The sequence below is a fragment of the Prevotella sp. LMAG:51 genome, assembly GCF_008680225.1.
Lineage (GTDB): Bacteria > Bacteroidota > Bacteroidia > Bacteroidales > Bacteroidaceae > Prevotella > Prevotella pectinovora.
Window position 1 is genome coordinate 175619 of sequence record NZ_NALQ01000015.1, and the last position, 21593, is coordinate 197211.

17 protein-coding genes are annotated in these 21593 nt (G+C 50.1%); 4 read left to right on the top strand and 13 right to left on the bottom strand.

What is annotated here, in order from left to right; genetic code table 11:
• Positions 1-215: 215 nt before the first annotated feature.
• The 4 genes from CCC32_RS05050 to miaB form a co-directional block, all read right to left on the bottom strand.
• Entirely contained in the window at positions 216-1349 is a 1134-nt protein-coding gene (locus CCC32_RS05050; protein WP_287072732.1) for a glycosyltransferase family 4 protein, read from the bottom strand.
• Positions 1346-2284, bottom strand: coding sequence for a lysophospholipid acyltransferase family protein (locus tag CCC32_RS05055; RefSeq protein ID WP_287072734.1), 939 nt, complete (start codon positions 2282-2284; stop codon positions 1346-1348). The genes CCC32_RS05050 and CCC32_RS05055 overlap by 4 nt, the downstream gene beginning before the upstream one ends.
• An 18-nt stretch (positions 2285-2302) precedes the next feature.
• Positions 2303-4129: an ABC transporter ATP-binding protein gene (locus tag CCC32_RS05060; RefSeq protein WP_287072736.1), complete on the bottom strand. Its 1827-nt coding sequence runs from the start codon at positions 4127-4129 to the stop codon at positions 2303-2305.
• Positions 4130-4346: 217 nt separating this feature from the next.
• Entirely contained in the window at positions 4347-5696 is a 1350-nt protein-coding gene (miaB, locus tag CCC32_RS05065; protein WP_287072738.1) for a tRNA (N6-isopentenyl adenosine(37)-C2)-methylthiotransferase MiaB, read from the bottom strand.
• Positions 5697-5885: 189 nt separating this feature from the next.
• Between miaB and CCC32_RS05070 the strand changes: the two genes are divergently transcribed.
• Together CCC32_RS05070 and CCC32_RS05075 are read left to right on the top strand one after the other, a co-directional pair.
• Positions 5886-6899, top strand: coding sequence for an NAD-dependent epimerase/dehydratase family protein (locus tag CCC32_RS05070; protein ID WP_287072740.1), 1014 nt, complete (start codon positions 5886-5888; stop codon positions 6897-6899).
• 143 nt (positions 6900-7042) lie between these two features.
• On the top strand, positions 7043-7996 hold the full coding sequence (locus CCC32_RS05075) for a phosphatase PAP2 family protein (RefSeq protein WP_287072742.1): 954 nt from the start codon (positions 7043-7045) through the stop codon (positions 7994-7996).
• A gap of 193 nt (positions 7997-8189) precedes the next feature.
• On the opposite strand, the gene CCC32_RS05080 is transcribed toward CCC32_RS05075, so the two are convergent.
• Positions 8190-9419 carry an FtsX-like permease family protein gene (locus CCC32_RS05080; RefSeq protein ID WP_044064383.1) on the bottom strand — a complete coding sequence of 410 codons (1230 nt, stop codon included), beginning with the start codon at positions 9417-9419 and terminating at the stop codon, positions 8190-8192.
• Between the two features lie 7 nt (positions 9420-9426).
• On the bottom strand, positions 9427-9762 hold the full coding sequence (gene rbfA / locus CCC32_RS05085) for a 30S ribosome-binding factor RbfA (protein WP_287072745.1): 336 nt from the start codon (positions 9760-9762) through the stop codon (positions 9427-9429).
• A gap of 1012 nt (positions 9763-10774) precedes the next feature.
• Here rbfA and nadA point away from each other — a divergent pair.
• Positions 10775-11767, top strand: a complete 993-nt coding sequence (nadA, locus tag CCC32_RS05090) for a quinolinate synthase NadA (RefSeq protein WP_022316921.1) — start codon at positions 10775-10777, stop codon at positions 11765-11767.
• A gap of 118 nt (positions 11768-11885) precedes the next feature.
• Positions 11886-13010: a glycosyltransferase family protein gene (locus tag CCC32_RS05095; RefSeq protein ID WP_287072748.1), complete on the top strand. Its 1125-nt coding sequence runs from the start codon at positions 11886-11888 to the stop codon at positions 13008-13010.
• A 15-nt stretch (positions 13011-13025) separates the two neighbouring features.
• Here CCC32_RS05095 and CCC32_RS05100 read toward each other — a convergent pair whose 3' ends face one another.
• The 7 genes from CCC32_RS05100 to CCC32_RS05130 all read right to left on the bottom strand — a co-directional run bounded on the left by CCC32_RS05100 (position 13026) and on the right by CCC32_RS05130 (position 21475).
• Positions 13026-14108: a glycosyltransferase family 4 protein gene (locus CCC32_RS05100; protein ID WP_287072750.1), complete on the bottom strand. Its 1083-nt coding sequence runs from the start codon at positions 14106-14108 to the stop codon at positions 13026-13028.
• A 10-nt stretch (positions 14109-14118) separates the two neighbouring features.
• Positions 14119-15027 carry a glycosyltransferase family 2 protein gene (locus CCC32_RS05105; protein WP_022316918.1) on the bottom strand — a complete coding sequence of 303 codons (909 nt, stop codon included), beginning with the start codon at positions 15025-15027 and terminating at the stop codon, positions 14119-14121.
• On the bottom strand, positions 15024-15803 hold the full coding sequence (locus tag CCC32_RS05110; RefSeq protein ID WP_287072752.1) for a glycosyltransferase family 2 protein: 780 nt from the start codon (positions 15801-15803) through the stop codon (positions 15024-15026). Before CCC32_RS05110 ends, CCC32_RS05105 begins: the two co-directional genes overlap by 4 nt.
• A 34-nt stretch (positions 15804-15837) precedes the next feature.
• Positions 15838-17376, bottom strand: a complete 1539-nt coding sequence (locus CCC32_RS05115; RefSeq protein WP_287072754.1) for a phosphoethanolamine transferase — start codon at positions 17374-17376, stop codon at positions 15838-15840.
• A gap of 140 nt (positions 17377-17516) precedes the next feature.
• On the bottom strand, positions 17517-19637 hold the full coding sequence (gene porZ / locus CCC32_RS05120; RefSeq protein WP_287072756.1) for a type IX secretion system anionic LPS delivery protein PorZ: 2121 nt from the start codon (positions 19635-19637) through the stop codon (positions 17517-17519).
• 48 nt (positions 19638-19685) lie between these two features.
• Positions 19686-20297 (bottom strand): non-canonical purine NTP diphosphatase, encoded by a 612-nt coding sequence (locus CCC32_RS05125; RefSeq protein ID WP_044064391.1) that lies wholly within the window; start codon positions 20295-20297, stop codon positions 19686-19688.
• Positions 20298-20509: 212 nt separating this feature from the next.
• Complete coding sequence (locus CCC32_RS05130) at positions 20510-21475, bottom strand: YitT family protein (RefSeq protein WP_042518119.1); 966 nt, start codon at positions 21473-21475, stop codon at positions 20510-20512.
• Positions 21476-21593 lie beyond the last annotated feature (118 nt).

The following is a 21593-nucleotide window of genomic DNA, read 5'->3' on the forward strand; positions in this document are numbered from 1 at the left end:
TACTTTAATGATACTTTTCTGTAAAGAATCCCGAAAAGTATCATTAAGCCAACTCGTTGGTACAATGGACTTTATATATATGGAGAAGCCGGAAAATGATACTATGACACTTCTCTATAGAAAAAATGAGAGTATGCCAAGAACATGACACACCCTCAATAACACTTGTTTAGTGACGGTAAAATAATAACTTGGTACGATTTGAGTAAGTAATGTCAACGACACACCTTGTTGTAGACATCCAACACTTTCTGCGCCACGTTGTTTCCCTCGAAGCGTTTCACGTATTGCTGACTTCTCTCTATGCGCTGCTCTCTGCCCGGCGCTCCACACAACACCTGCTTCACGGCTTCTGCCATTCCGCACACATCGTCGGGGTTGACGTATATGGAGTCGTTGCCGCCGGCTTCTTCAAGACAGCTGCCAGTGCATGCCACAACAGGGAGTCCGCTCTGTATAGCCTCGATGACGGGGAGTCCGAATCCCTCATAGCGCGAGGGGTAAACACATGCCTCTGCCATCTGGTATATTGACGGGAGGTCTTCGTGTGGCACGCCGTGGAGCATCTTCACACGGTGCTGCAGGTTGTTTGCCTCTACATACTCTTTCACCTTGTCGGCATACGGTGTGGGGCGTCCCACGATGACGATGCTGACCTCTTCGGGCAGCATGTGCAGGGCTCTCACGGCAAGCAGCACATTCTTGCGCTCCTCGATGGTTCCCACATTCACGATGTATCTCTCTGGCAGCATATATTTGGTGTGGACCTGCTGGAGCTTCTTTTCGCTCTCTCTGGTCTTGAATTCTGTGCTGCAGCTCTGGTATATGACGTCTATTTTCGACGGGTCAATGCCACCGAAGCGCATGATGTCTCTCTTGGTACACTCGCTGATGGCTATGATGCGGTCTGCCTCGCGACAGGTCTTGTGGAATTTCCATGCGTATATCTTGGTGTCTATCCAGTTGTAGTATTCTGGATGACACATGAATATGAGGTCGTGGATGGTGACGACGGTCTTGATGCCGGCCTTTTTGATGCCGAGAGGCAGTTCGCCGGTCAGTCCATGATAGAGGTGCACACCGTCTTTCTTCAGGTCTTCCACTATTCCCTTCATTCTCCACAAGTCTCTCGACAGCTTTGTGTAGCAGCCATGCGGATAAACGAATCTGAGGTTTGAAGATTCTTTCACCTGTCCCCGCAAATCATCGCGTCCCATGTCGGGAGCGTAGAGTCTGAGCTGCGTTCCTTCCGGCACTATACGTTGCAAATCCCCCACAAGGGTCCTGGAATAGTTTCCGAGTCCCGAGGCGTTCCTCACTATGCGCTTTGCGTCAAATCCTATTATCATAATTCTACGTCTTTTCTTTTTATGACATGCCCGTTCTCCATGACATAATATTTGTCGAAATGCTCATGGTTTCTCTTCCATCTGTCGTGGGTCCAGAGATATAGTCTGGGATCCCTCTTTATGGTGTCCTCAAGCATCTTGAAGAAGCGTGTCGTTATCTCGTTCTCCTGCATCTCGGCAGGTTTGTCGGTAATCAGTCTGAAGGTGCAGATGTATTTGCCGCGTTCCGGTCTCTGCATGTCAACATAGAACACGGCGTCGTTCATCTTCTTCATTATCTTCTCGCCGCCGGTTAATACTGGTGTGTCGTGGTTGAGGAACGGCAGCCAGCAGTGTATGTTCAGGTATTTCGGCGACTGGTCTGAGATGTATCCGAAGAGCCACATGCGTTTCTCGCGTTTGTATCTCACGAGGTATCTTAGTATTTCCTGTTTCGGTATGCATACTCCACCCTTGCTCTGGCGTATATCCTTGAAGAGCATGTCGAATATTTTGCTCCTGAGCGGATGATATATAAGTCCGCACACCGCCTCTTTGTGACGTTTGAAGGCGAGTCCCGTGGCAGAGAGCAGTTCCCAGTTGCAGTAGTGGCCGAGGATGGCGGCGCATGTCTGCCCCTTGTCGTAATATTCTTCTATCTGCTCCGCATTTCTGAATTCTATGTGCTTGAGCAGTGTCTCGTCGCTGACGGTGAGCAGCTTCAGTGTTTCCACGAAATAGTCGCAGAGCCAATGATAGAATCCATGCTCTATTTCTTTCAGTTCCTGAGGTGTTTTCTCGGGGAATGAACTGCTGAGGTTTTTCCTCACCACCTTCTTCCTGTAACCCACGATATGATACATGATGATATAGAAGAAGTCGGAGATGCCATACAATATTCTGTAGGGCAGTAGCGACAACACGTAGAAGATGGGGTAGACTATTTTGTATGCCATATATGAATGAATATTTTGTTACGACTGCATATCGTGCAGCTTCTTGTAATATCCGTCCTTGCTGATGAGTTCGTCGTGGGTGCCCCGCTCCACTATCTGTCCCTCGTGGAGCACGCATATCTCGTCGGCATTCTTGATGGTGGAGAGCCGGTGGGCTATCGCCACGGTGGTGCGCGTCTTCATCAGTCGTTCCAGAGCGTCCTGCACGAGTCTCTCGCTCTCTGTGTCGAGAGCCGATGTTGCCTCGTCGAGGATTAGTATCGGCGGATTCTTGAGTATGGCTCGCGCTATGCTCACGCGCTGTCGCTGTCCGCCGGAGAGGCGGCCGCCGCGGTCACCGATATTGGTGTCGTAGCCGTTTTCAGAAGCTTTGATGAATTCGTCGGCATTGGCTATGCGGGCAGCCTCTTCCACCTGCTGCTGCGTGGCGTTGTCAACACCGAAGGAGATGTTGTTGAAGAAGGTGTCGTTGAAGAGTATCGCCTCCTGGTTCACGTTGCCGATGAGCTGTCTGAGGTCGTGGATATCGAGGTCTTTCACGTTGATGCCGTCGATGAGCACCTCACCCTCCTGCACGTCGTAGTATCTCGGAATGAGGTCTACCATGGTTGACTTTCCTCCTCCGCTCTGTCCCACAAGGGCTATCGTCTTTCCTTTCTCTATCGTGAGGTTGATGTCTCTGAGCACCCACTGCTCGCCGTATCTGAACGACACATGGCGGAATTCTATGGTGTGGTCGAAGCTGGAGATGTGTTGAGGGTTCTCCTTCTCCTTGATGTCGCTTTCGGCAAGCAGGATCTTGTCTACACGCTCCATTGAAGCCAGTCCCTTTGGGATGTTGTAGCCAGCCTTGGAGAAGTCTTTCAGAGGGTTTATGATGCTGTAGAGGATTACGAGATAATAGATGAACGTGGGACCGGAGAGCACCTGCTGGTTGAGCACGAGGATGCCGCCGAACCACAACACGATGATTATCATCACCGTGCCGAGGAACTCGCTCATGGGGTGTGCCATCTGCTGACGGGTGTTCACCTTGAGAATCTGGTTTCTGTAGCTGGAGTTGGTGTTGTCGAAGCGCCTGTTCATCTTCTCCTCAGCACAGAATGCCTTGATGATACGCAGTCCGCCGAGAGTCTCCTCCACCTGACTCATGGTGTCGCTCCAGAGGGCCTGCGCCTCCTTTGACTTGCGTTTCAGCTTGCGGCCCACCTTGCCCATTATCCATCCCATGACGGGAACGAAGAGTATGGTGAAGAGAGTGAGTTGCCAACTGATGCAGAGCAGCGTGGCGAAATATGCTATTATGAGGATGGGGTTCTTGAAGAGCATGTCGAGCGAACTCATTATGGAGTTTTCTATCTCCTGCACGTCGCCGCTCATCCTGGCTATGATGTCTCCCTTGCGCTCCTCTGAGAAGAAGCCGATAGGCAGGGATGTTATCTTGCGGTAGAGCTGGTTGCGGATGTCTCTCACTATTCCGGTCCTGATCGGTATCACGGTGGCCGACGACAGGAAATAGGCTCCCGTCTTGAGGAATGTCATGGTGGCGAGGAAGAGTCCGAGCACGAGCAATGTGGTAGTAGGACCGATGTCGGCAATCAGCGCGTTGACATAATAGTCCATGTTGTTTGCCGCAACTTCCTTCATGTTGTCCCAGTTCCATGCCATGAGGTGTGGCGCTGCGGCAGCCTTCTCTGTCTTGAAGATAATCTGCAGGATAGGGATTATGGCTGCAAACGAGAAGATGTTGAGCACAGCCGACAGAATGTTGAACGACACCGTCATGACGAGGTATCTCTTGTATGGCGGCACGAAGCGCCTGAGTATCTGGAAAAATTCTTTCATATAAGAAACAACCCCTTGCCAGCTCGCGGTATCAGCCACTTCCGACTTGTCTCTCCCTCATGACGGAGAGACGCCGACATGCCTGGCGGACGGAACAGCAGGGGATATTTATGTTTGTTATTTATTGATTATCTGATTATGCTTTTGTCTGTCACTATATTTTGTCTGTCACTATATTTTGTCTGTCACTATATAGGAAGGCGGATTATGCCCCGCCTCACTCTGCTGCTGAAGGAGATGGCACGAGAGTGCCGAAGAGCGTGGCGCTGGTGCTGCCCGTTATCTTCACTCTCACCGTCTCGCCCACGTGGTGGTTGCCTTTGTCGAACACCACCGCCTTGTTCTGCTCCGTCCTGCCCATGAGCTGCTGGCGGGAACGCTTGCTGTAGCCCTCAACGAGAACGTCGAACTCCTTGCCCTCGTCTTTTCTGTTCTGCTCGGCGCTTACTTCGGTCTGCAGCTTTATCAGTTCATTGAGTCGCTGTATCTTCACCTCCTCCGACACGTTGTCGGGCAGATGTTTTGAGGCATAGGTGCCCGGGCGCTCCGAGTATTTGAACATGAAGGCAGAGTCGAAGCCCACCTCCCTGACGAACGACAGGGTCTGCTGGTGGTCTTCTTCCGTCTCGTCGTGGTATCCCACGAAGATGTCGGTGGTTATTCCGCAGCCGGGGATAATGCGGCGTATGGCATCTATGGTGTCGAGATACTGCTGACGGGTGTATTTTCTGTTCATCAGCTTCAGTATCTTGTCGCTTCCGCTCTGTGCAGGGAAGTGGATATGGTTGCAGATATTCGGTTCTTCGGCTATGACGTGCAGGATGTCCTCCTTCATGTCTTCGGGATTGGAAGTGGTGAATCTCACTCTCATGTCGGGCACTGCCTGAGCCACCATTCTGAGGAGTTCGGCAAAAGACACCTTGCCTTCTTCTTTCTTTCCCGACGGTGAGAGACCGTAGCTGTTCACGTTCTGTCCGAGCAGCGTAACCTCCTTGAAACCGCGGTCGTGCAGGTCTTTTACCTCTCTGAGGATGCTCTCCGGATCACGGCTGCGCTCCCTGCCTCTGGTGTATGGCACGATGCAGTAGTGGCAGAAGTTGTTGCAGCCACGCATGATGCTCACGAAGCCGCTCACCTTCTGTCCGCCGATACGCATCGGCACGATGTCGCGGTAGGTCTCGGTGGTGGAGAGTTCGATGTTGATGGCGTTGCCGCCGTTCTCACACTGGGCTATAAGGTCGGGCAGAGTGAGATAGCTGTCGGGACCGCACACGAGATTGGCGTGATGGTTGTCTATCAGGTCGTCTTTCACTCTCTCCGCCATGCAGCCCAGCACGCCGAGGATGACCTTGCGGCCCTTCTTCTGCTCTGCATGGAGGGTTTCGAGACGGTTGTATATCTTGTTCTCAGCATTCTCCCTGATGCTGCATGTATTCAGAAAAATAGCGTCTGCGTCGTCTTCCTTTTCGCAAAGTTCATAACCCGCCATCTGCATCACAGAAGCTACAACTTCGCTGTCTGCCACGTTCATCTGGCAGCCATAAGTCTCTATGAAGAGTTTTTTCATTATTTCCTTTATTCGTTTAAAATTGCATACTTTGGGTGCGAAATTAATAAATTTAAATTGTATTTGCAAACTTCACAACGTATTTCAACTTTTCGTTACATTTCTCACTCAAATCGTACCAAGTTATTATTTTACCGTCACTAAATAGATTATTATCAGTTTTTTCCTTACATTTGCAGCTGAAAAGAAATGACAAGAATGCAAAAAGACAAGATACTCATCACTGGCGCCACAGGTTTCATCGGCAGCTTCATCGTTGAAGAGGCTCTCCGCAGAGGAATGGAAGTGTGGGCTGCCGTAAGGGCTACAAGCTCACGGAAATATCTGCCGCAAGAGGGGATAAACTTCATAGAACTGGATTTCAACGACGAGCATAAGCTCAAGGAGCAGCTGCGCCAACACAGCTTCGACTATGTGGTGCATGCCGCCGGCGTGACGAAATGTCTGAACAAGGCTGACTTCTTCAAGACGAACAGCAAGGGAACGAGGCATCTGGTGAATGCCATCCTCGATCTCGCCATACCTGTGAAGCGCTTCGTGTTCATAAGCAGCTTGAGCATCCTCGGACCGATACGGGAGGAGGAGCCGCATACCGACATCACCGACTCCGACACGCCACAGCCCAACACAGCATACGGCAAGAGCAAACTGGAGGCGGAGGACTATCTGCGGTCGGTGGCAGACAGACTGCCGTTCATCATACTGCGACCGACGGGAGTGTATGGTCCGCGGGAAAAGGATTATTTCATGATGGCGGAGAGCATAAAGAAGCATGTGGACTTCGCCGTGGGATACAAGCGGCAGGACATCACGTTCATCTTCGTCAGCGACGTGGTGCAGGCGGTGTTCCTGGCTCTCACCAACGGAAAGACGGGCAGCAGCTACATTCTGAGCGACGGTGAGGTGTATTCGTCACGCACGTTCAGCGACCTGATACAGAAGGAACTGGGAGTGAAGCACGTGCTGCGTATCGTGGCGCCACTGTGGTTCCTGAAAACCGTGTCTACGGTTGCCGAGGCTATGGCGCACCTGACGGGAAAGATTTCTGCCCTTAACCGCGACAAATACAATATCATGAAGCAGCGCAACTGGCAATGCGACATATCTCCGGCAAGAAAGGAACTGGGCTTCGAACCGAAATGCCAGCTGCCGGAGGGTGTGAGAATCAGCATGAAATGGTATAAGGACAACGGATGGATGTAAGCATCATACGGATGTAAGCACCAGACGGATGTCTACACAACGGATGTATGCAATACAAAAGTTGGATGCTGGCAAAGAAACGGATGGAATGATTTGAACGATCGGAACGATTTAAACAACCTGAAAAGGAAAAGACAACGATTATGAAAGATTTATTCAAGATAGAGAAGAAGCCCAAGAAGGGTCTCTTCTGGCTGGAGTGGGTGATGACTGGATATCTCGTGCTGACATTGCTCATGGTGTTCTTCACATACACCAAGGTGGCAAACCCTGAGGCAATGATATGGGGCAGAGTGAGAATCATGGTGGTGACGCTGGCTCTGTGGGGAGTTTACAGGATGGTGCCATGCCGATTCACGAGGTTCTGCCGCATCACGGTGCAGATGGCGCTGCTCAGCTGGTGGTATCCAGATACCTACGAACTGAACCGCATGCTGCCGAATCTCGACCACGTATTCGCCCAGGCGGAACAGTCGCTGTTCGGATGCCAGCCGGCACTGATATTCCATGAGGCAATGCCATGGAGCGTGGTCAGCGAACTGCTCGACATGGGTTATGCGGCATATTATCCGATGATAGCTCTGGCGGCGATATACTATTTTATATGGAGATACAAGGAGTATGAGCGCTGCGCATTCGTTATAATGGCTTCTTTCTTCGCATACTACGTGATATTCGTGTTCGTGCCGGTGACAGGACCTACGTTCTATTTCAAGGCTGTCGGCATAGACCAGATAACGGCTGGCGTGTTCCCCAACCTTGGCGACTACTTCAACACCCACACCGAATGTCTGCCGAGTCCGGGATATACCGACGGCATCTTCTACCAGCTCGTTGAAGACGCCAAGGCAGCCGGAGAGAGACCTACGGCGGCTTTCCCAAGTTCGCATGTGGGAATAAGCACCGTGATAATGCTGCTGATATGGCACACCCGCAACAGGAAGCTGCTCTATATTATGGCTCCCTTCTATGTGTTGCTCTGCTTCGCCACGGTATATATTCAGGCCCACTATGCCATCGACGCCATCGCCGGACTCATCACCGGCACGATGTTCTACTTCATCTTCATGTGGATGTCGAAGGGGATGAAAAATTGAAAGGAATAGAGAGAATAATAAAAGAATAAAAAAACAACAGACGAGTTGATGATGCACAATCGGACAACTCGTCTGTTTTATTAAACCCAAACCGGTCATTAGGGTGTTGGCGTCGATAATTCGTCTGCCGACATTCCTAATGACCGATTTTATTGTGGTAATGCCCCGTCTACTATCCTGCCGCTACACGCCGTCAGCCCAACAGACGGCGTGAGAAATATCTCACAGGATACCACACCGCCAGGAAACCGACAGCTATCACCGTGGCAAACACCACGAGCACGTCTTCCGGATGCACGCTTACGGGATAGGCATCCACTACGAATGTGCCGCTCGACTGTCCCAGCGCCACGATACCGAACTGCTGCTGAAGCCAGCAGAGAAGCAGTCCGATGAGTATTCCTGCCAATGCTCCGAAGAAGGATATCAGTCTGCCCTCAAAGAGGAATATACGGGAAATCTGACGGTCGGTAGCACCGAGATTTCTGAGCGTCACCACATCGTCCTTCTTGTCAATTATCAGCATGGATATCGAACCGATGATATTGAAGCTCGCCACGATGAGGATAAACGTGAGGAAGATATATGCAATGAATTTCTCCACCTTCATTATCCGGAACGTGTCTGCCTGCTGCTCATAGCGGTCGAGCACACGGTAGCGGTCACCTACGATATTCTGCATCTTCTCCTTCACGGCATTGAGGTCGCTGCCGTTCTTCAGGCGAATCTGCAGCGACGACAGCATTCCCTGCTGTTCAAACAGTGTGCGCGCCATGGTGATTGGCACTATCACGTGGTCGCGGTCGTATTTTCCCTGTTTCACCATGAACACCACTCCCGGTGAAATCAGCGAGTCCACTACGAATCCGTCGGATGGATTGGCGAGGTCGAGCTGTCCTGTCTTCCGCGGAGCGTATATCATCAGGTTGCCGTCCCAGTTGGCGTTCATGCCGAGAGTTTCGGCGAGGCGGATGCCCACCACGGCGAAGTTCAGGTTTGCAGCCTGGAGCAGAAACGTGCCGTCGCCATACAGTATGTCGTCGATGCGCGACATACGTTCGAAGTTGTCGTCAACGCCCATCACCCACACCATGGTCTGCTTGCCCTTGTATATGGCGAGCGCCTGGTCCTTCACACACTCCGACGCCACGTCAACCTCCGGCAGCTTTCTCACCTTCTGCAGCAGCGGGTCGTCGGCAGGTGCCGTCTTTCCCTCTGCAGGCACGAGTTCTATCTGCGGGTCGAAGGATGTGAAGAACGATGCCACGAGGTCGTGGAAACCGTTGAACACACTGAGTGTCACCACGAGAGCCATCGTGGCCACTGCCACACCAACGGCACTGATGCAGCTGATGATGTTTATGGCGTGTGTGCTCTTCTTTGAGAAGAGGTAACGGCGTGCTATGTAGAATGGAAAATTCATGACTCTCCTATTTCTTCAGAAGCTCGTCGATATGCTCAATATAGTCGAGTGAGTCGTCGATGAAGAAGCGCAGCTCCGGAATGATTCGCAGCTGGTTGCGCACCCGCTGACCGAGGTCGTAGCGCACCGTCTTCTCGTTCTTTCTGATGTTTTCTATTATCTCCTCTCCCTTGAACGACGGGAAGATGCTCAGATATGCCGTGCAGATGCTGAGGTCTGGGCTCACCCTGACCCTCGTCACCGACACCATCACTCCGTGCATGGCTCTTGTCTGACTCTGGAAAATAAGGCTCAGCTCCTTCTGCAGGAGTCTTGCTATACGATTTTGTCTTGTCTCTTGCATTTTGTAATCTTCTGTTTTTTTTATTTTTCAATTCTTTCTCTTGTGGTGCAGGCTATGCGGATGGCATATTTTTCCACAATCCCTGTACCTGTCGCCAGTCCACTCTCTGCAGGGACTTTTCATGGCGAGGCACCATATTGCCAACAAAGTTATCCACAATGCTGCCAATGGGCGAATAGTATGGAAACTTAAATACAAAAGTAATGATAATAGGGTAAACTCCCAAATTTATTAATTATTATTGTGTAAGTAAGCCCAAGTTTCGCAAGGATCGGGGGGGAAGACAGGCAAGAAGAGAATGGCAGAATCAGACTTTGGTTTTTAATCTAATACCACTGTTATCCACACTATTATCCACAACCGGCAATTATAACCGTAGCGGTACGGTAATATAGCTGCATGGGGAAGAATCACAATGTATAGTAAGAGGAAAACTCACCCCTATTCACCGTTGTCTGAATTCTGTAAACATAAACATGGATATAAATGCCTGTATCGGGCAACCGTTGGAAAGCAATTCTGCCCATCAGGGGAAAGCTGCTTGCCCATGTTGAGAAAGCAGCTTTCCCATATGGGGCAAGCACCGTGCCCCAAAAAGTACATATTTACCCTATCCATTACATATAATTTTATCCTTCCCACACAGTTGTGGAAAACCCTGTTGATAACCGTGTTGATAAGTTGTACTTTATCCACAGCAAAAAAAGAAATCAAAAATCCCTGTGGATATCCACAAGCTTATAAACAACTATTAGAAAACTTTTCCACGAAAAAGGAGCAGCAAAAGATATAAACTTATTATCTTTGCACCGAATGTGGAAATTGTGGATAAATGGGCTTTCATACTGAAATAGAGAAAGAAAGACACATAATAACCTGTTGATAAACCAAGATATTGTGTTGACAAGGAAATGACCAAGGAAATACGACAGAAGTTATGAACAAATCCACAGCATATCATACTACACATATTTGAATTTAAAAATTAAAAACAAAAAAGAAATATAATAATATGACTGTTGACAAGAAGTGGGTCGAGAAAGGTTATATCGACGAACCTGTGGCCGACGGCGTAGACCTGGCCAAAGAGATAAGAAACTTGTGCAAGGAGAAAAACGCTGTGATTCTCGCACACTACTATACCACCGGCGACATCCAGCAGGTGGCTGACTTCATCGGCGACTCGCTCGCACTGGCGAGAAAGGCTGCCGACACGAAGGCTGACATCATCGTGATGTGTGGAGTGCATTTCATGGCGGAGACCTGCAAGATTCTCTCACCGGAGAAGACGGTAATCTGTCCTGACCTCAATGCGGGATGTTCGCTCGCTGACTCATGCAAGGCTGAAGACCTGAAGAAATTCAAGGAGGAGCATCCTGGATATAAGGTGGTGAGCTATGTTAACACCACGGCGGCGGTGAAGGCGCTGACGGATGTGGTGGTGACGAGCGGAAACGCAAAGAAGATCGTTGACACCTTCCCGAAGGACGAGAAGCTGATCTTCGGTCCTGACTACAACCTCGGCTCGTATATCAACAGTGTGACGGGAAGAAACATGCTGCTGTGGAACGGCGGATGCCACGTGCATGAGCGCTTCTCGGCACAGGAGATAGTAAGACTGAAGAAGGAGCATCCGGGAGCTGAGGTGCTTGTGCATCCGGAGTGTAAAGGACCGGTGGTAGCGCTTGCCGACGTGGTGGGCTCTACTGCTGTTTTGCTGAAGCATGCCGTGGAGAGCGACACTAAGGAGTTTATCGTGGCTACGGAGTCCGGAATATTGTATGAGATGACGAACAAGTGTCCGGAGAAGACTTTCATACCTGTGCCGCCAGAGGTGAGCGAGGGTTCGCTGGGCTGCTCTTGCAACGAGTGTGACTATATGAAGATGAACACGCTGCGCAAGATTTACAACGCTCTGAAATGTGAGTGGCCTACAGTGGAAGTGGCTCCTGAAATCGCCCGCGACGCTGTGAAGCCTATCGAGAGAATGCTTGAGCTGAGTTAAGGAATTCTTTGGCAGACGAGTTGACGGATTGACAACTCGTTTGCTTTATATACACAGGCTTCTCCTCCCCCCTCTATTGGGGAGATGGGGAGAGACTTATCAGTTATACTAATAGATAATGAAAATATTGTTGATCGGCGAAGCCAGTTTTCTGCACAACACTCTGAAAAAAGGACTCCAGGAGCGCGGACATACCGTAGTGACCATGTCTGACGGCAACGGATGGCACGACGCTCCGAGAGACATCGACCTGAGGAGAGACAGGAAGTGGGGAAAACTGGGCGGACTGAAAGTGTTATGGCAGATTGCGAGACACCTGCCGCAACTCGTAGGCAACGATATTGTTCAGATACACAACTATCAGTTTGTTCCACTGAAATACGGGTGGAACAAACTGCTTTTCTTTTTCCTCAGACTTCTGAACAAGAAGACCGTGAAGGGCTGTTTCGGCGATGACCCTCAGATTTTCGCGCGCCAGAAAAAAGGAGTGCCGAGATATAGCGACACGTATTGGAACGGCAGACCGCAGAATATGGCAGAGAATGCGGAGCGTATCGACGAGGTGATGCTGCATGGGGCGTATGGCTGCTGGCGGTATACATCGGCAAAGGCCGACGCTCTCGTGGCTTGCCTGTATGAATATTGGTTGTGCTATAACGTGGATTCTTTTGTCCGTAAGCTTCATTATCTGCCGCTGCCTATGATTCTGCCACAGAACGGGACGGAAGGCGCCAGAAGGAAGGAAAACGGCGGTGTGGTGAAAATTCTCGTGGGTATACAGCCCAAGCGCGACTTCATGAAGGGTGCCATGCGTATGGCGGAATGGCTCGAAGCAATCAAGCTGCGCCATCCCGGCAGGATGGAGATAAGATATGTGGAGGGTGTGCCGCTCGAAGAATACAAGCGGATGCTTGCCGAGGCTGACGTGCTCGTTGACCAGCTCTACAGTTTCACTCCGTCGATGAATTCCTTGCAGGCAATGGCGCTCGGCACGGTGGTGATAGGTGGCGGAGAGGAGGAATATTATGATTTCATTGGCGAGAAAGAACTGCGTCCTATAATCAACGTGAGTCCGGAACTGTCGGATGCCGAGAACATGGCGATAATAGAAAAGGCTCTCTTTACCGACGGTATGATAGAAAGGCTCTCCCGCCAGAGCATGGCATTCGTGAAGAAATACCATGACTACAGAAAGGTGGCAGAGATGTATGAAGAGATGTACAGGTCATCTCTTCTCATTTAACCCCAAACGGTATGATTACCGGTCAGGGTTCAACAACTGTATCCATTTTCCAAATACATTTTCTTTATAATACGCGTGGCTTCCGGCTATGGCGTTGTCGCCGTATTGGCGTCTGAGGGCTTCGGAGTCCATCATCGTGGTGATACCCTTGATGAGCAACGAGTAGTGGCTTTGCTTCACAATGATGCCGTTGTAGCCGTTGCGCACGATGTCGGAGGCACCGAAGTCGAAATCGAACACCACGGATGGCAGTCCGCACGACTGTGCCTCTATCAGCGCCATTGGCTGTCCTTCGTATAGAGAGGGCATTATGTGCAGGCTGTATTGCGGATATACGTCCATGATGTTGTTCGACCGTCCGCAGAGTGTTATATGCTCCTGCATGCCGAGTCTCTCTATCTCAGCTTGCAGCACGGCGCGCAGCGAACCGTCACCATATATGTCGAGATGCCAGTCGGGATGCAGCCGGGCAATATCTTTCCAGTGGTCTATGAGCGGAAGAAATCCCTTCTGCTCTTCCAGTCTGCCCACGGCGATAGCCCGTTTCACGCTATAGTCCTCCACTCTCTTCGTAGGCTTCTTGATAAAGTTCGGAATCACCAGCGTGCGGCGTGCGTTGGAATATTCCATGGCATCGCCGTTGGTGAGGCATACCACGGTGTCGGCTTTGCGCTCCATAATGGAGAACATACGATGGTAGGGGGTGAACGGACGTGCCAGATGCGACTCGTATATCTTGCGTGCCTTGGTGTGGCAGAGTGGGAGTAGCAGTGCTCCGAGGGTGGTGGTGAAGAATATTATATCGGGCTGCAGGCTCTTTATAGTCTTGTTCAGTCGTCGGGCTGCCGTCATCAGCGTGTTAGTGCGGCTGATGAGCTTTATCAGCTTGCCGTGGTGCTTGTCGGCGAACGGCACACCGAGATGCACCATCTTGATGCTTTCGTCAAGATGGTATAGCTCTTTGCGCTTGTCGTCGTAAACCGACACCACGCTCACTTCATGTCCGTATTCTGTAGCCAGTGTGTTTGCCTTTTCTGTCACGATGCGTTCCACACCTCCGTTTTCAGAGAAATCTTCTACTATATATGTTATTTTCATGTTTGTTTCCTTACCTTTTCATCCTGCCGAACAGGCGGCAAGTGCGTTCCAGTCCTATGGTGTTCACGAACATCGCCTTCAGTGTGTCTTTCCATGTGGCATAGCCGAAGAGGGACACGTGCTGTTGTGCCAGTCTTATTTTTCCTGTCTTCTGGTATGAATAAAGCTGTGCTGTCAGCATATCCATATACACACGGTGCCAGCGGCGCTCCCTGGTGTTGATGTTCAGTTGGCTGACGAGATGCAGCTGGGCGTCGAGCAGCGACGACAGTCCGTTGCTCTTGTCGGTAGCCGCTATGCCGTTGTCGTTGTAGTGGTATAGGTATCTGCCTTTGTCTATGGTGGCTATTATCGGCTTCTGCTTTATCAGCAGCGCCATGAGTAGGATGTCTTCAAACTTCTTGCCTTTCTCGAATGCCACGTTATTGAAAAGGCTTCTCTTGTATATTTTGTTGCATGCCCAGCAGTGTTCCGTTCCCTTGTATGCCAGCCAGTCGAGGGCGTCTTTGAAGAGATGGTTGCCGGGATTGAAGAGGGTCTCGTCGCGTAGTCCCGGTCGCTGCAGCATGGGATATTCCAGTATGTCGAGAAACGGATGTTCCTGCAGCAATGCTATCAGCGGACTGTAAGTATTGGGAGCCAGTTCGTCGTCGCTGTCTACGAAGGTGATATAGTCACCCTCTGCCCTCTCGATGCCGAAGTTGCGGGCATCGGAGAGTCCGCCGTTCTCCTTCTTCCAGTATTTTATGTTCTTGTATGTAGCGGCATACTCCTCAGCGATGATTCCGCTACCGTCGGTCGAACCATCGTTGATGAGAAGTATCTCGATATCGTCGAATCCCTGTATTCTCACGCTGTCAACACATCGTCGCAGCATCTTTTCCACATTGTATATCGGGATGATTACGCTCAATGTCATGATTTGTGTGTTATTAGGTTCTTTATTGTTTTCCATCTGAAGAGAATCTGCCTTGCCGTCGAGAAGCGGCTTCCTTTGCCGTTGCACGATGCGGCGCTCTCGTGTCTGCGGAAATATATCAGTCGGTCGTTGATGAATGCCACGTCGAAGAAGAAAGCCGCCACGTTGCCTATCCAGATGTCGTGCATCGGTATGTCGGCAGGAAAGGGCAGCGCTTTCTGCATCACGTCGCGTCTGAAAGCCATGCAGCACCCCGTATATCCGTTGTGCCACAGCAGGTTATAGAGTCTGCCGGGTTTCATCTTTATCATCTTGTAGAAAGAGTCGTTGGTGGTGTTGAGGTCTTTGTCTGTCACTATGGCGTCGCTGACCACACAGTGGTGGCTGCGCAGGACTTCCATGCATACCGCCACCTTGTTTTCCATCCACACGTCGTCCTGGTCGGAGAGGAAGATATAGTCGCCTTTAGCATGGCGCAGGGCATTTTCGAAGTTCCGTGTCAGACTGTTGCTGAGGGTGTTTTTTCCACCTTCTTCCTTGTGACAATGCTTTCCATCTTCTTCCTTGTGATAATGTTTTCCACCTTCTCCTTTGCGGTTATCCACAATCCTTATCCTCTTGTCGCCGATGGAGCGCACTATTTCAGATGTATCGTCTGTCGATCCGTCGTCGGACACGACAATCTCGTCCGTCTCTGCCAGTTGTGGCAGGATGGACAGGAGTTGTTGGCGGATATATCTCGATCCGTTGTATGTCGCTATGCAGACGGTAATCATTATATAGTTATTGAAATTGTTTCATTGTCCTTGCCTACTTGAATACATCATACTTCTTGTCGATGTAAGGAGTGCTGATGTCGCCGGCATCGATGATGGAATGGAAGAGGAATGCCGTGTTGTATTTCTTCTTGGCGTTTCTCTCCAGGGCTGCGTATTTCTCTGGATAACGGCTCTTGTATTTGTCGGAGCACCATATCCAGCAGGCGGCGTTTCTCACCTCCTTGGTGTCGTTGGCATGTGTATATTGTCCGTCTTCGCCCAGATTTTCGCCATGGTCGGAGAGATATATCACTATGGCGTTGCGATGGCGCAGGCGTTCTCTCACCTGATGCCAGAAACTGTCGGAATATAATACGGTGTTGTCGTAGGAGTTTATGAACTGTTGCCGGCTGTTCTCCGTTATCACGCGACTCGTCAGTTCCGGTTTCCAACGGGCTGCCGACTTGGGATAATGGGCGTTATACCACCAGTGTGAACCGATGCTGTGTATGACGATAAGGTTGCGGCTGTTTGACTTTCCGTTTGTCAGTGCGCTGTCAAGAGGGGGCAGCACATCGTCGTCGAGCCATGAGTCATAGATATATAGCGACTTGCCGCCGTTTACATACGTCAGCTTGTCTGCCTCCTTCATGAAATATATGAATGTGGGAACGCTCTCCTGGTTTGAAATCCATGATGTGTGGTAGCCGGCTCTCTTGAAGATGTCGATGAACGACCGTTCTGTATATGCCCTGTCCTTGGTGTTGTGGTCGGCCCTGGTCATGATATACGGCACGCTCTCGTGGGTGAACCAGTATTCTGACTCTATGTCAGGCAGTGACACCACGTTCTTCTCCTTTGCCAGCAGCGGCGTGGTGGGCCTTGCATATCCGTTGATCTGCATGTGGTCGGCACGCAGCGTCTCACCGATGATGAACACCACGTCGATGCTGTCAGTGCCACATGTCGTCTTTCCGCCGAAGGCAGGACGCTTGTCTGCCACGATGCGCTTGTTGCCGAGATATTCGTTTAGCGAGGCATAGATATTGAAGGGCAGACGGTTGGATACCGGTATTCCAAGTCGTCCGTTGTGGAAAATGCCGTATATCAGTGCCATGCAGACGATGATGTGTATCCATTGCCATTTCAGATTGTCCAGCCTTATGAATCGCCATCTCGCTATGAATATAGCCGCGACGAGGTTTATGAGTATAAACAATATCAGCGGCAGCGTTATCATGTCAGATGTAGTTGTGAGGTCGTTGGTGAAGGTGAGGTCTATGGTCATCGGCGTCACCGTGACCTTCATTGTATAGCGGAAGAACGCCACGGCAGAAGTCAGTGCCGTCAGCAGCGGATACGCCACGGCGAAGACATATTTGTTTGCCGCTATCATCCAGATGAAGACAAAGGTTGTCATCTCTATCGCTCCCCATTGGAAAGCCTGTCCCACAAAGTCTTTCATGCTGTTGCATGGTGAGTCGTAGAAGTCGGCAAAGGCAAATTCCATTCCCCACAGCAGCGTTATTGCCAGTGTGAAGAAGACGAATCCCCTCATCTCATTCCATTTCTTCCTTATCGAATATTTCATCTGTCTTTATTTCCTTGTTTTTATATATAATGGACAAAACGCTTGATAAAGCACTTGGGCGTCATACCGTTGCTTTTCCTTGTTAATATATTATATAGGCTTGGTTATATCACCATATAAATATATATATAGAGAGAGACTTAGTTTATCACCGCAATCTTGCATACCGTGCCGCTGTCTCCGCTCTGCGTCGCTGTGTTCACCATATATATGCCGCTTGCCACTCTCCTGCCCTTCTTGTCGCATCCGTTCCATTGGAAGGATCCTCCGGTGCTTCGTCCTTCAGCCACGAGCACACCGTTTGTGGTTGTGATTTTCACGTCGCTGTCGTAGGCAAGTCCTACTATGGTGATGAGTCCCGTATAGTCAGGCTTCACGGGATTCGGATAAGCCCATACGTTGTCTTTGCTCATGCTCTCGTTGGTAGCCACGGCATTGCTTTCCACTGAGCACAGGCCCTTTTCAGTTCCTATATATACCGTTCCCGTCTGCTTGTCTATCTCTATATCGAGGATACCGTCGGCGAGCAGACAGCTGTTTGATGCCAGGAAGTGAGCCTCCTGCACCATGTTGTCGCTGCTTATTACATACACGCCGTCGCGGCTCGTGCCTATCCATTTGCGGTCGGCATTGTCTATTGCCATCGTGGTGATGTCGAGTCCGGCAAGCAGATAGTCGGCATAGTTGGTACCGTCGTTGCGGGGCACCTTTACCTGATAGAAGCCGAGCGACGGGTCGCGCTGGTATTCCTCTGTCAGTTCGAAGAGACCAACGTTAGTTCCCACCCAAATATTGCCGCTTCTGTCTTCGGCGAGCGTCTTGCATCTCTCGATACCGCTTATTTCCGCCATGTCCTCGTTCACGAAATGCGTGTAGCTATATAGATTGTTGCCGTCAGCAGAATAGCAATACACTCCAGGGTTGGCGTTTCGTCCGTTGTTTATCCAAATCCTGCCATGAGAGTCGTATCCCATGATCTTGGCATTGTTCACGGAGAGGTGGTTTATGGTCTTGTCTGGCGACGACCATTTGCCGTCGGCAGAATATTTCAGTATTCCTTTGTTTATCGCCTGATGGTTTATTACCCACAGCGTGTTGTCTTTGTCGTAGAACAACGATGTGATGATCTGATAGTTCGGATCACCTTCCAGACCGTCGACGAAGGATATCGGACTGTTTTTGTAGTCAAATCTGTTGATCAGTTTTCCGTCGAGGAATTCGTATAGTCCGCTTTGTGATCCAGCCATCACGTGGTTGTCGTTTTTGGGGTCGATGTCGAGACAAAGCATATCCTTATATATGATACCGTATTTCTCTGCTATTCCCTTGTCGTCGTAAGTAGTCCAGGTATTGCCGTCGATGTCGTACACCTGTATCGTGGCTGGCTTTTCCCTGTCCCACTCTCCACCGTTGCAGGTATAGAGCTTTCCGTTCCTTATCTTCAGAAAACCGATGGTATTGTATTTCGGTGTACCTACGGGATTTATGTCGCTCAGCGTCACGGTCTTCGTGCCGTCGGCGGTAACGGTGTATGCCTGCAGCTTCTCGTCCTCCTGGTTGGTCCAGTAGCATTTGTTTGTCTTGTCGTAGGCCACGTATTGCAGATATCCGTTGTCCCATGTCGTGGCGATGTCGTTGGCATGGTTGAACGACACATTGTCTGTCGTGGCGTGCCAGTTAGACTTGTCGAGCAGGTTTGCCGACTTGTCGGCTGCCAGTATTCCGTCGCTGGTGTTCACGTATATCTTGTTTCCGCTGAAGGCACAGTCGGTAACATTCTTTCCCAGATTGTAGGTGTCGAGGATAAGTCCCTCCTTCATGTCAATCTGCACCAGTCCGAAAGCCGTACACAGATATGCCAGACTGCCCTCTATCACCACCTTGTTTACATCCTTGCTTACCGTCATCGTCTTGTCGTAGTAGCCCGCGATGTTCGTCACGTTCAGCTTGTTGTCGAGCAGGTCGATGTTGTAGTTGTCGTATACAATGATAAGCTTCTTCGCCGTGTTGTTCCATGCTATCTGCGATATTGTGCATTCGCTGAGCGGGAACACCTTGTCGTATGTCGCCACGCTTCCGTCCGTGATGTTGTATGAGAACAAGTCGCCGGAGCTGAGCACATAAACCATGTTTCCGGCAGGCTCTATGTCTGTAATCTTTCCATAAGCCATATATGCCTTCCATTTGTCCAGATTCTGTGCTCCGGCGTTTGTCGTCATTGCGGCGAGCAATGTGAGGAGTGATATGAAGTGTCTGCGCATTTCTTTTTTTCTTTATTGTTTTCTCTTATAACGCAACAACCTGCAGAATTATTGCTGACAGGTGGCGGAAAAGAGGAATTGTGCGAATTTCTCCACAGCCCTTGCCCTATGAGAGATTTTGTTCTTTATGTCGTTGCCGAGTTCGGCGAATGTCTTGTCGTAGCCGGTAGGCTGGAATATAGGGTCGTAGCCGAATCCCGACTCTCCCTTCTTTTCTTCCGTTATCTCGCCTTCCACTATGCCTTCCATCTCTCCCTGGGCAGCTATACCGTCCGAGTCTTCGTCTTTTAGGATATAGGCTATCACGGTGCGGAAACGCGCCTTGCGGTTTTCCTCTCCCTTGAGGTTGGCGAGCAGCTTCTTCATGTTTGCCTCGCTGTCGTGTCCGTCGCCTCCCGCATATCTTGCAGAATATACTCCGGGTTCTCCGCCGAGAGCTTCAACTTCGAGTCCTGTGTCGTCGGCAAACACACTGATATGATAATGTTCAAACACGTATTTTGCCTTTATCATGGCATTTTCTTCCAGAGTCTTTCCTGTCTCCGGAATATCCACGTGGCATTCAATGTCGTTGAGCGACAATACCTGGAATTTGTTTCCAAGAATGTTTCTCACTTCTTCCAGTTTGTGAGCGTTGTTTGTTGCAAATACTATTTTCATTTTTATTTATAGTTGACGAGTAGACAAGTTGACGAGTTGACAAGTAAACGAGTTGACGAGAAGACAAGTCTTATGAGTTTACAAGTCAGCAAGACCCCTCCTGACATCTCCTTGTGTGAGAGACAGTATTATTTTCCTCATACTTCCTTATATGTTCTGAGTACTGTCTCTCTCTCTTCTGGGGAATGTCAGGAGGGGTCTTCTTCTATTTGTCAAGCATTCTCCTGTTGTTTTTTCATTTCCTTTTCCAGTTTCTGTGCCTTCACCTTCACCTTTATCGGATCGAAGCCCTCTCCGAATACGCCCTGCACGCTGCTTTGGCTTACGAAGGCATTAGGGTCTATAGACTTTATGACGCGGAAGATTTCCACGCTTTCCCTTTTCTTTGCCATTAGGCAGATCACCTTTATAGGGTCGCCGGAATACCATCCGTGACCGTCGAGTATTGTCATTGTGTGCTCGGTCTCCTTTGCTATGGCGTTGGCAATCTCCTGGTGTTTCTTTGAGAATATCATGAACTGCACGGACTGTCGCTGCCAGTTCATCACGAAGTCGAGCATGTTGCATTCGATGAACATCGTACATAGTCCGAACACCACCATCGTGCATCTCTCTGGGAACGTACCGAAGGATTCGATGAGCAAGCTGCTGCTGATGATACAGAGGTCCACCATGATAAGTCCCATACCGAGCGAGATATTGTGGTATTTGTTCACCACCGCCGCGATGATGTCGGTACCGCCTGTACTGCCGTTGTTGAGGAACACGATGGCGAGCGCCGTTCCCGTGAGCATACATCCGATGACGAGCGACATGAAGTCGTTGCCCTCTCCCATCAGCTTATAGAAAGTGCCGTCGGGCATCTCCACCACTTTCTGCGCTATGTCGAGCATCACGGTCAGTGCGAATGTGGCATAGATTGTCTTTGCCAGAAACCGCCATCCCAGTATCTTCAGTGCCGCCACTATGAGCGCGGCGTTGATGATGAAGAAAGTCCACTGCACCGGAAATTTCGTTGCATAGAACACGATGGCTCCTACACCGGCGATACCGCCCGTCACAATCTCGTATGGCAATAGGAAGACGGTGAATCCGAATGTGTATAGCATAAGTCCGAGAGTGATGAAGAAATAGTCTTTTATCTCTCTTCCCAGCGCCTTGCCGGCGTTACTTCTCATGAATTGTATTATTCCGCCACCATTTTTCTGTGCGAAAGCTGCATTGTTGTTGTCAGTTGCCATAATAAAAAGTTAGTTGTTAGAGACTCCTGGTCTCTGCTGTTTGATTAGTATATGA

Excerpts from the sequence above, each read along its gene's own strand:
- CCC32_RS05050 (WP_287072732.1), bottom strand. The coding sequence starts at position 1,349 with ATGATAATAGGATTTGACGCAAAGCGCATAGTGAGGAACGCCTCGGGA.
- CCC32_RS05055 (WP_287072734.1), bottom strand. The coding sequence starts at position 2,284 with ATGGCATACAAAATAGTCTACCCCATCTTCTACGTGTTGTCGCTACTG.
- CCC32_RS05060 (WP_287072736.1), bottom strand. The coding sequence starts at position 4,129 with ATGAAAGAATTTTTCCAGATACTCAGGCGCTTCGTGCCGCCATACAAG.
- miaB (WP_287072738.1), bottom strand. The coding sequence starts at position 5,696 with ATGAAAAAACTCTTCATAGAGACTTATGGCTGCCAGATGAACGTGGCA.
- CCC32_RS05070 (WP_287072740.1), top strand. The coding sequence starts at position 5,886 with ATGACAAGAATGCAAAAAGACAAGATACTCATCACTGGCGCCACAGGT.
- CCC32_RS05075 (WP_287072742.1), top strand. The coding sequence starts at position 7,043 with ATGAAAGATTTATTCAAGATAGAGAAGAAGCCCAAGAAGGGTCTCTTC.
- CCC32_RS05080 (WP_044064383.1), bottom strand. The coding sequence starts at position 9,419 with ATGAATTTTCCATTCTACATAGCACGCCGTTACCTCTTCTCAAAGAAG.
- rbfA (WP_287072745.1), bottom strand. The coding sequence starts at position 9,762 with ATGCAAGAGACAAGACAAAATCGTATAGCAAGACTCCTGCAGAAGGAG.
- nadA (WP_022316921.1), top strand. The coding sequence starts at position 10,775 with ATGACTGTTGACAAGAAGTGGGTCGAGAAAGGTTATATCGACGAACCT.
- CCC32_RS05095 (WP_287072748.1), top strand. The coding sequence starts at position 11,886 with ATGAAAATATTGTTGATCGGCGAAGCCAGTTTTCTGCACAACACTCTG.
- CCC32_RS05100 (WP_287072750.1), bottom strand. The coding sequence starts at position 14,108 with ATGAAAATAACATATATAGTAGAAGATTTCTCTGAAAACGGAGGTGTG.
- CCC32_RS05105 (WP_022316918.1), bottom strand. The coding sequence starts at position 15,027 with ATGACATTGAGCGTAATCATCCCGATATACAATGTGGAAAAGATGCTG.
- CCC32_RS05110 (WP_287072752.1), bottom strand. The coding sequence starts at position 15,803 with ATGATTACCGTCTGCATAGCGACATACAACGGATCGAGATATATCCGC.
- CCC32_RS05115 (WP_287072754.1), bottom strand. The coding sequence starts at position 17,376 with ATGAAATATTCGATAAGGAAGAAATGGAATGAGATGAGGGGATTCGTC.
- porZ (WP_287072756.1), bottom strand. The coding sequence starts at position 19,637 with ATGCGCAGACACTTCATATCACTCCTCACATTGCTCGCCGCAATGACG.
- CCC32_RS05125 (WP_044064391.1), bottom strand. The coding sequence starts at position 20,297 with ATGAAAATAGTATTTGCAACAAACAACGCTCACAAACTGGAAGAAGTG.
- CCC32_RS05130 (WP_042518119.1), bottom strand. The coding sequence starts at position 21,475 with ATGAGAAGTAACGCCGGCAAGGCGCTGGGAAGAGAGATAAAAGACTAT.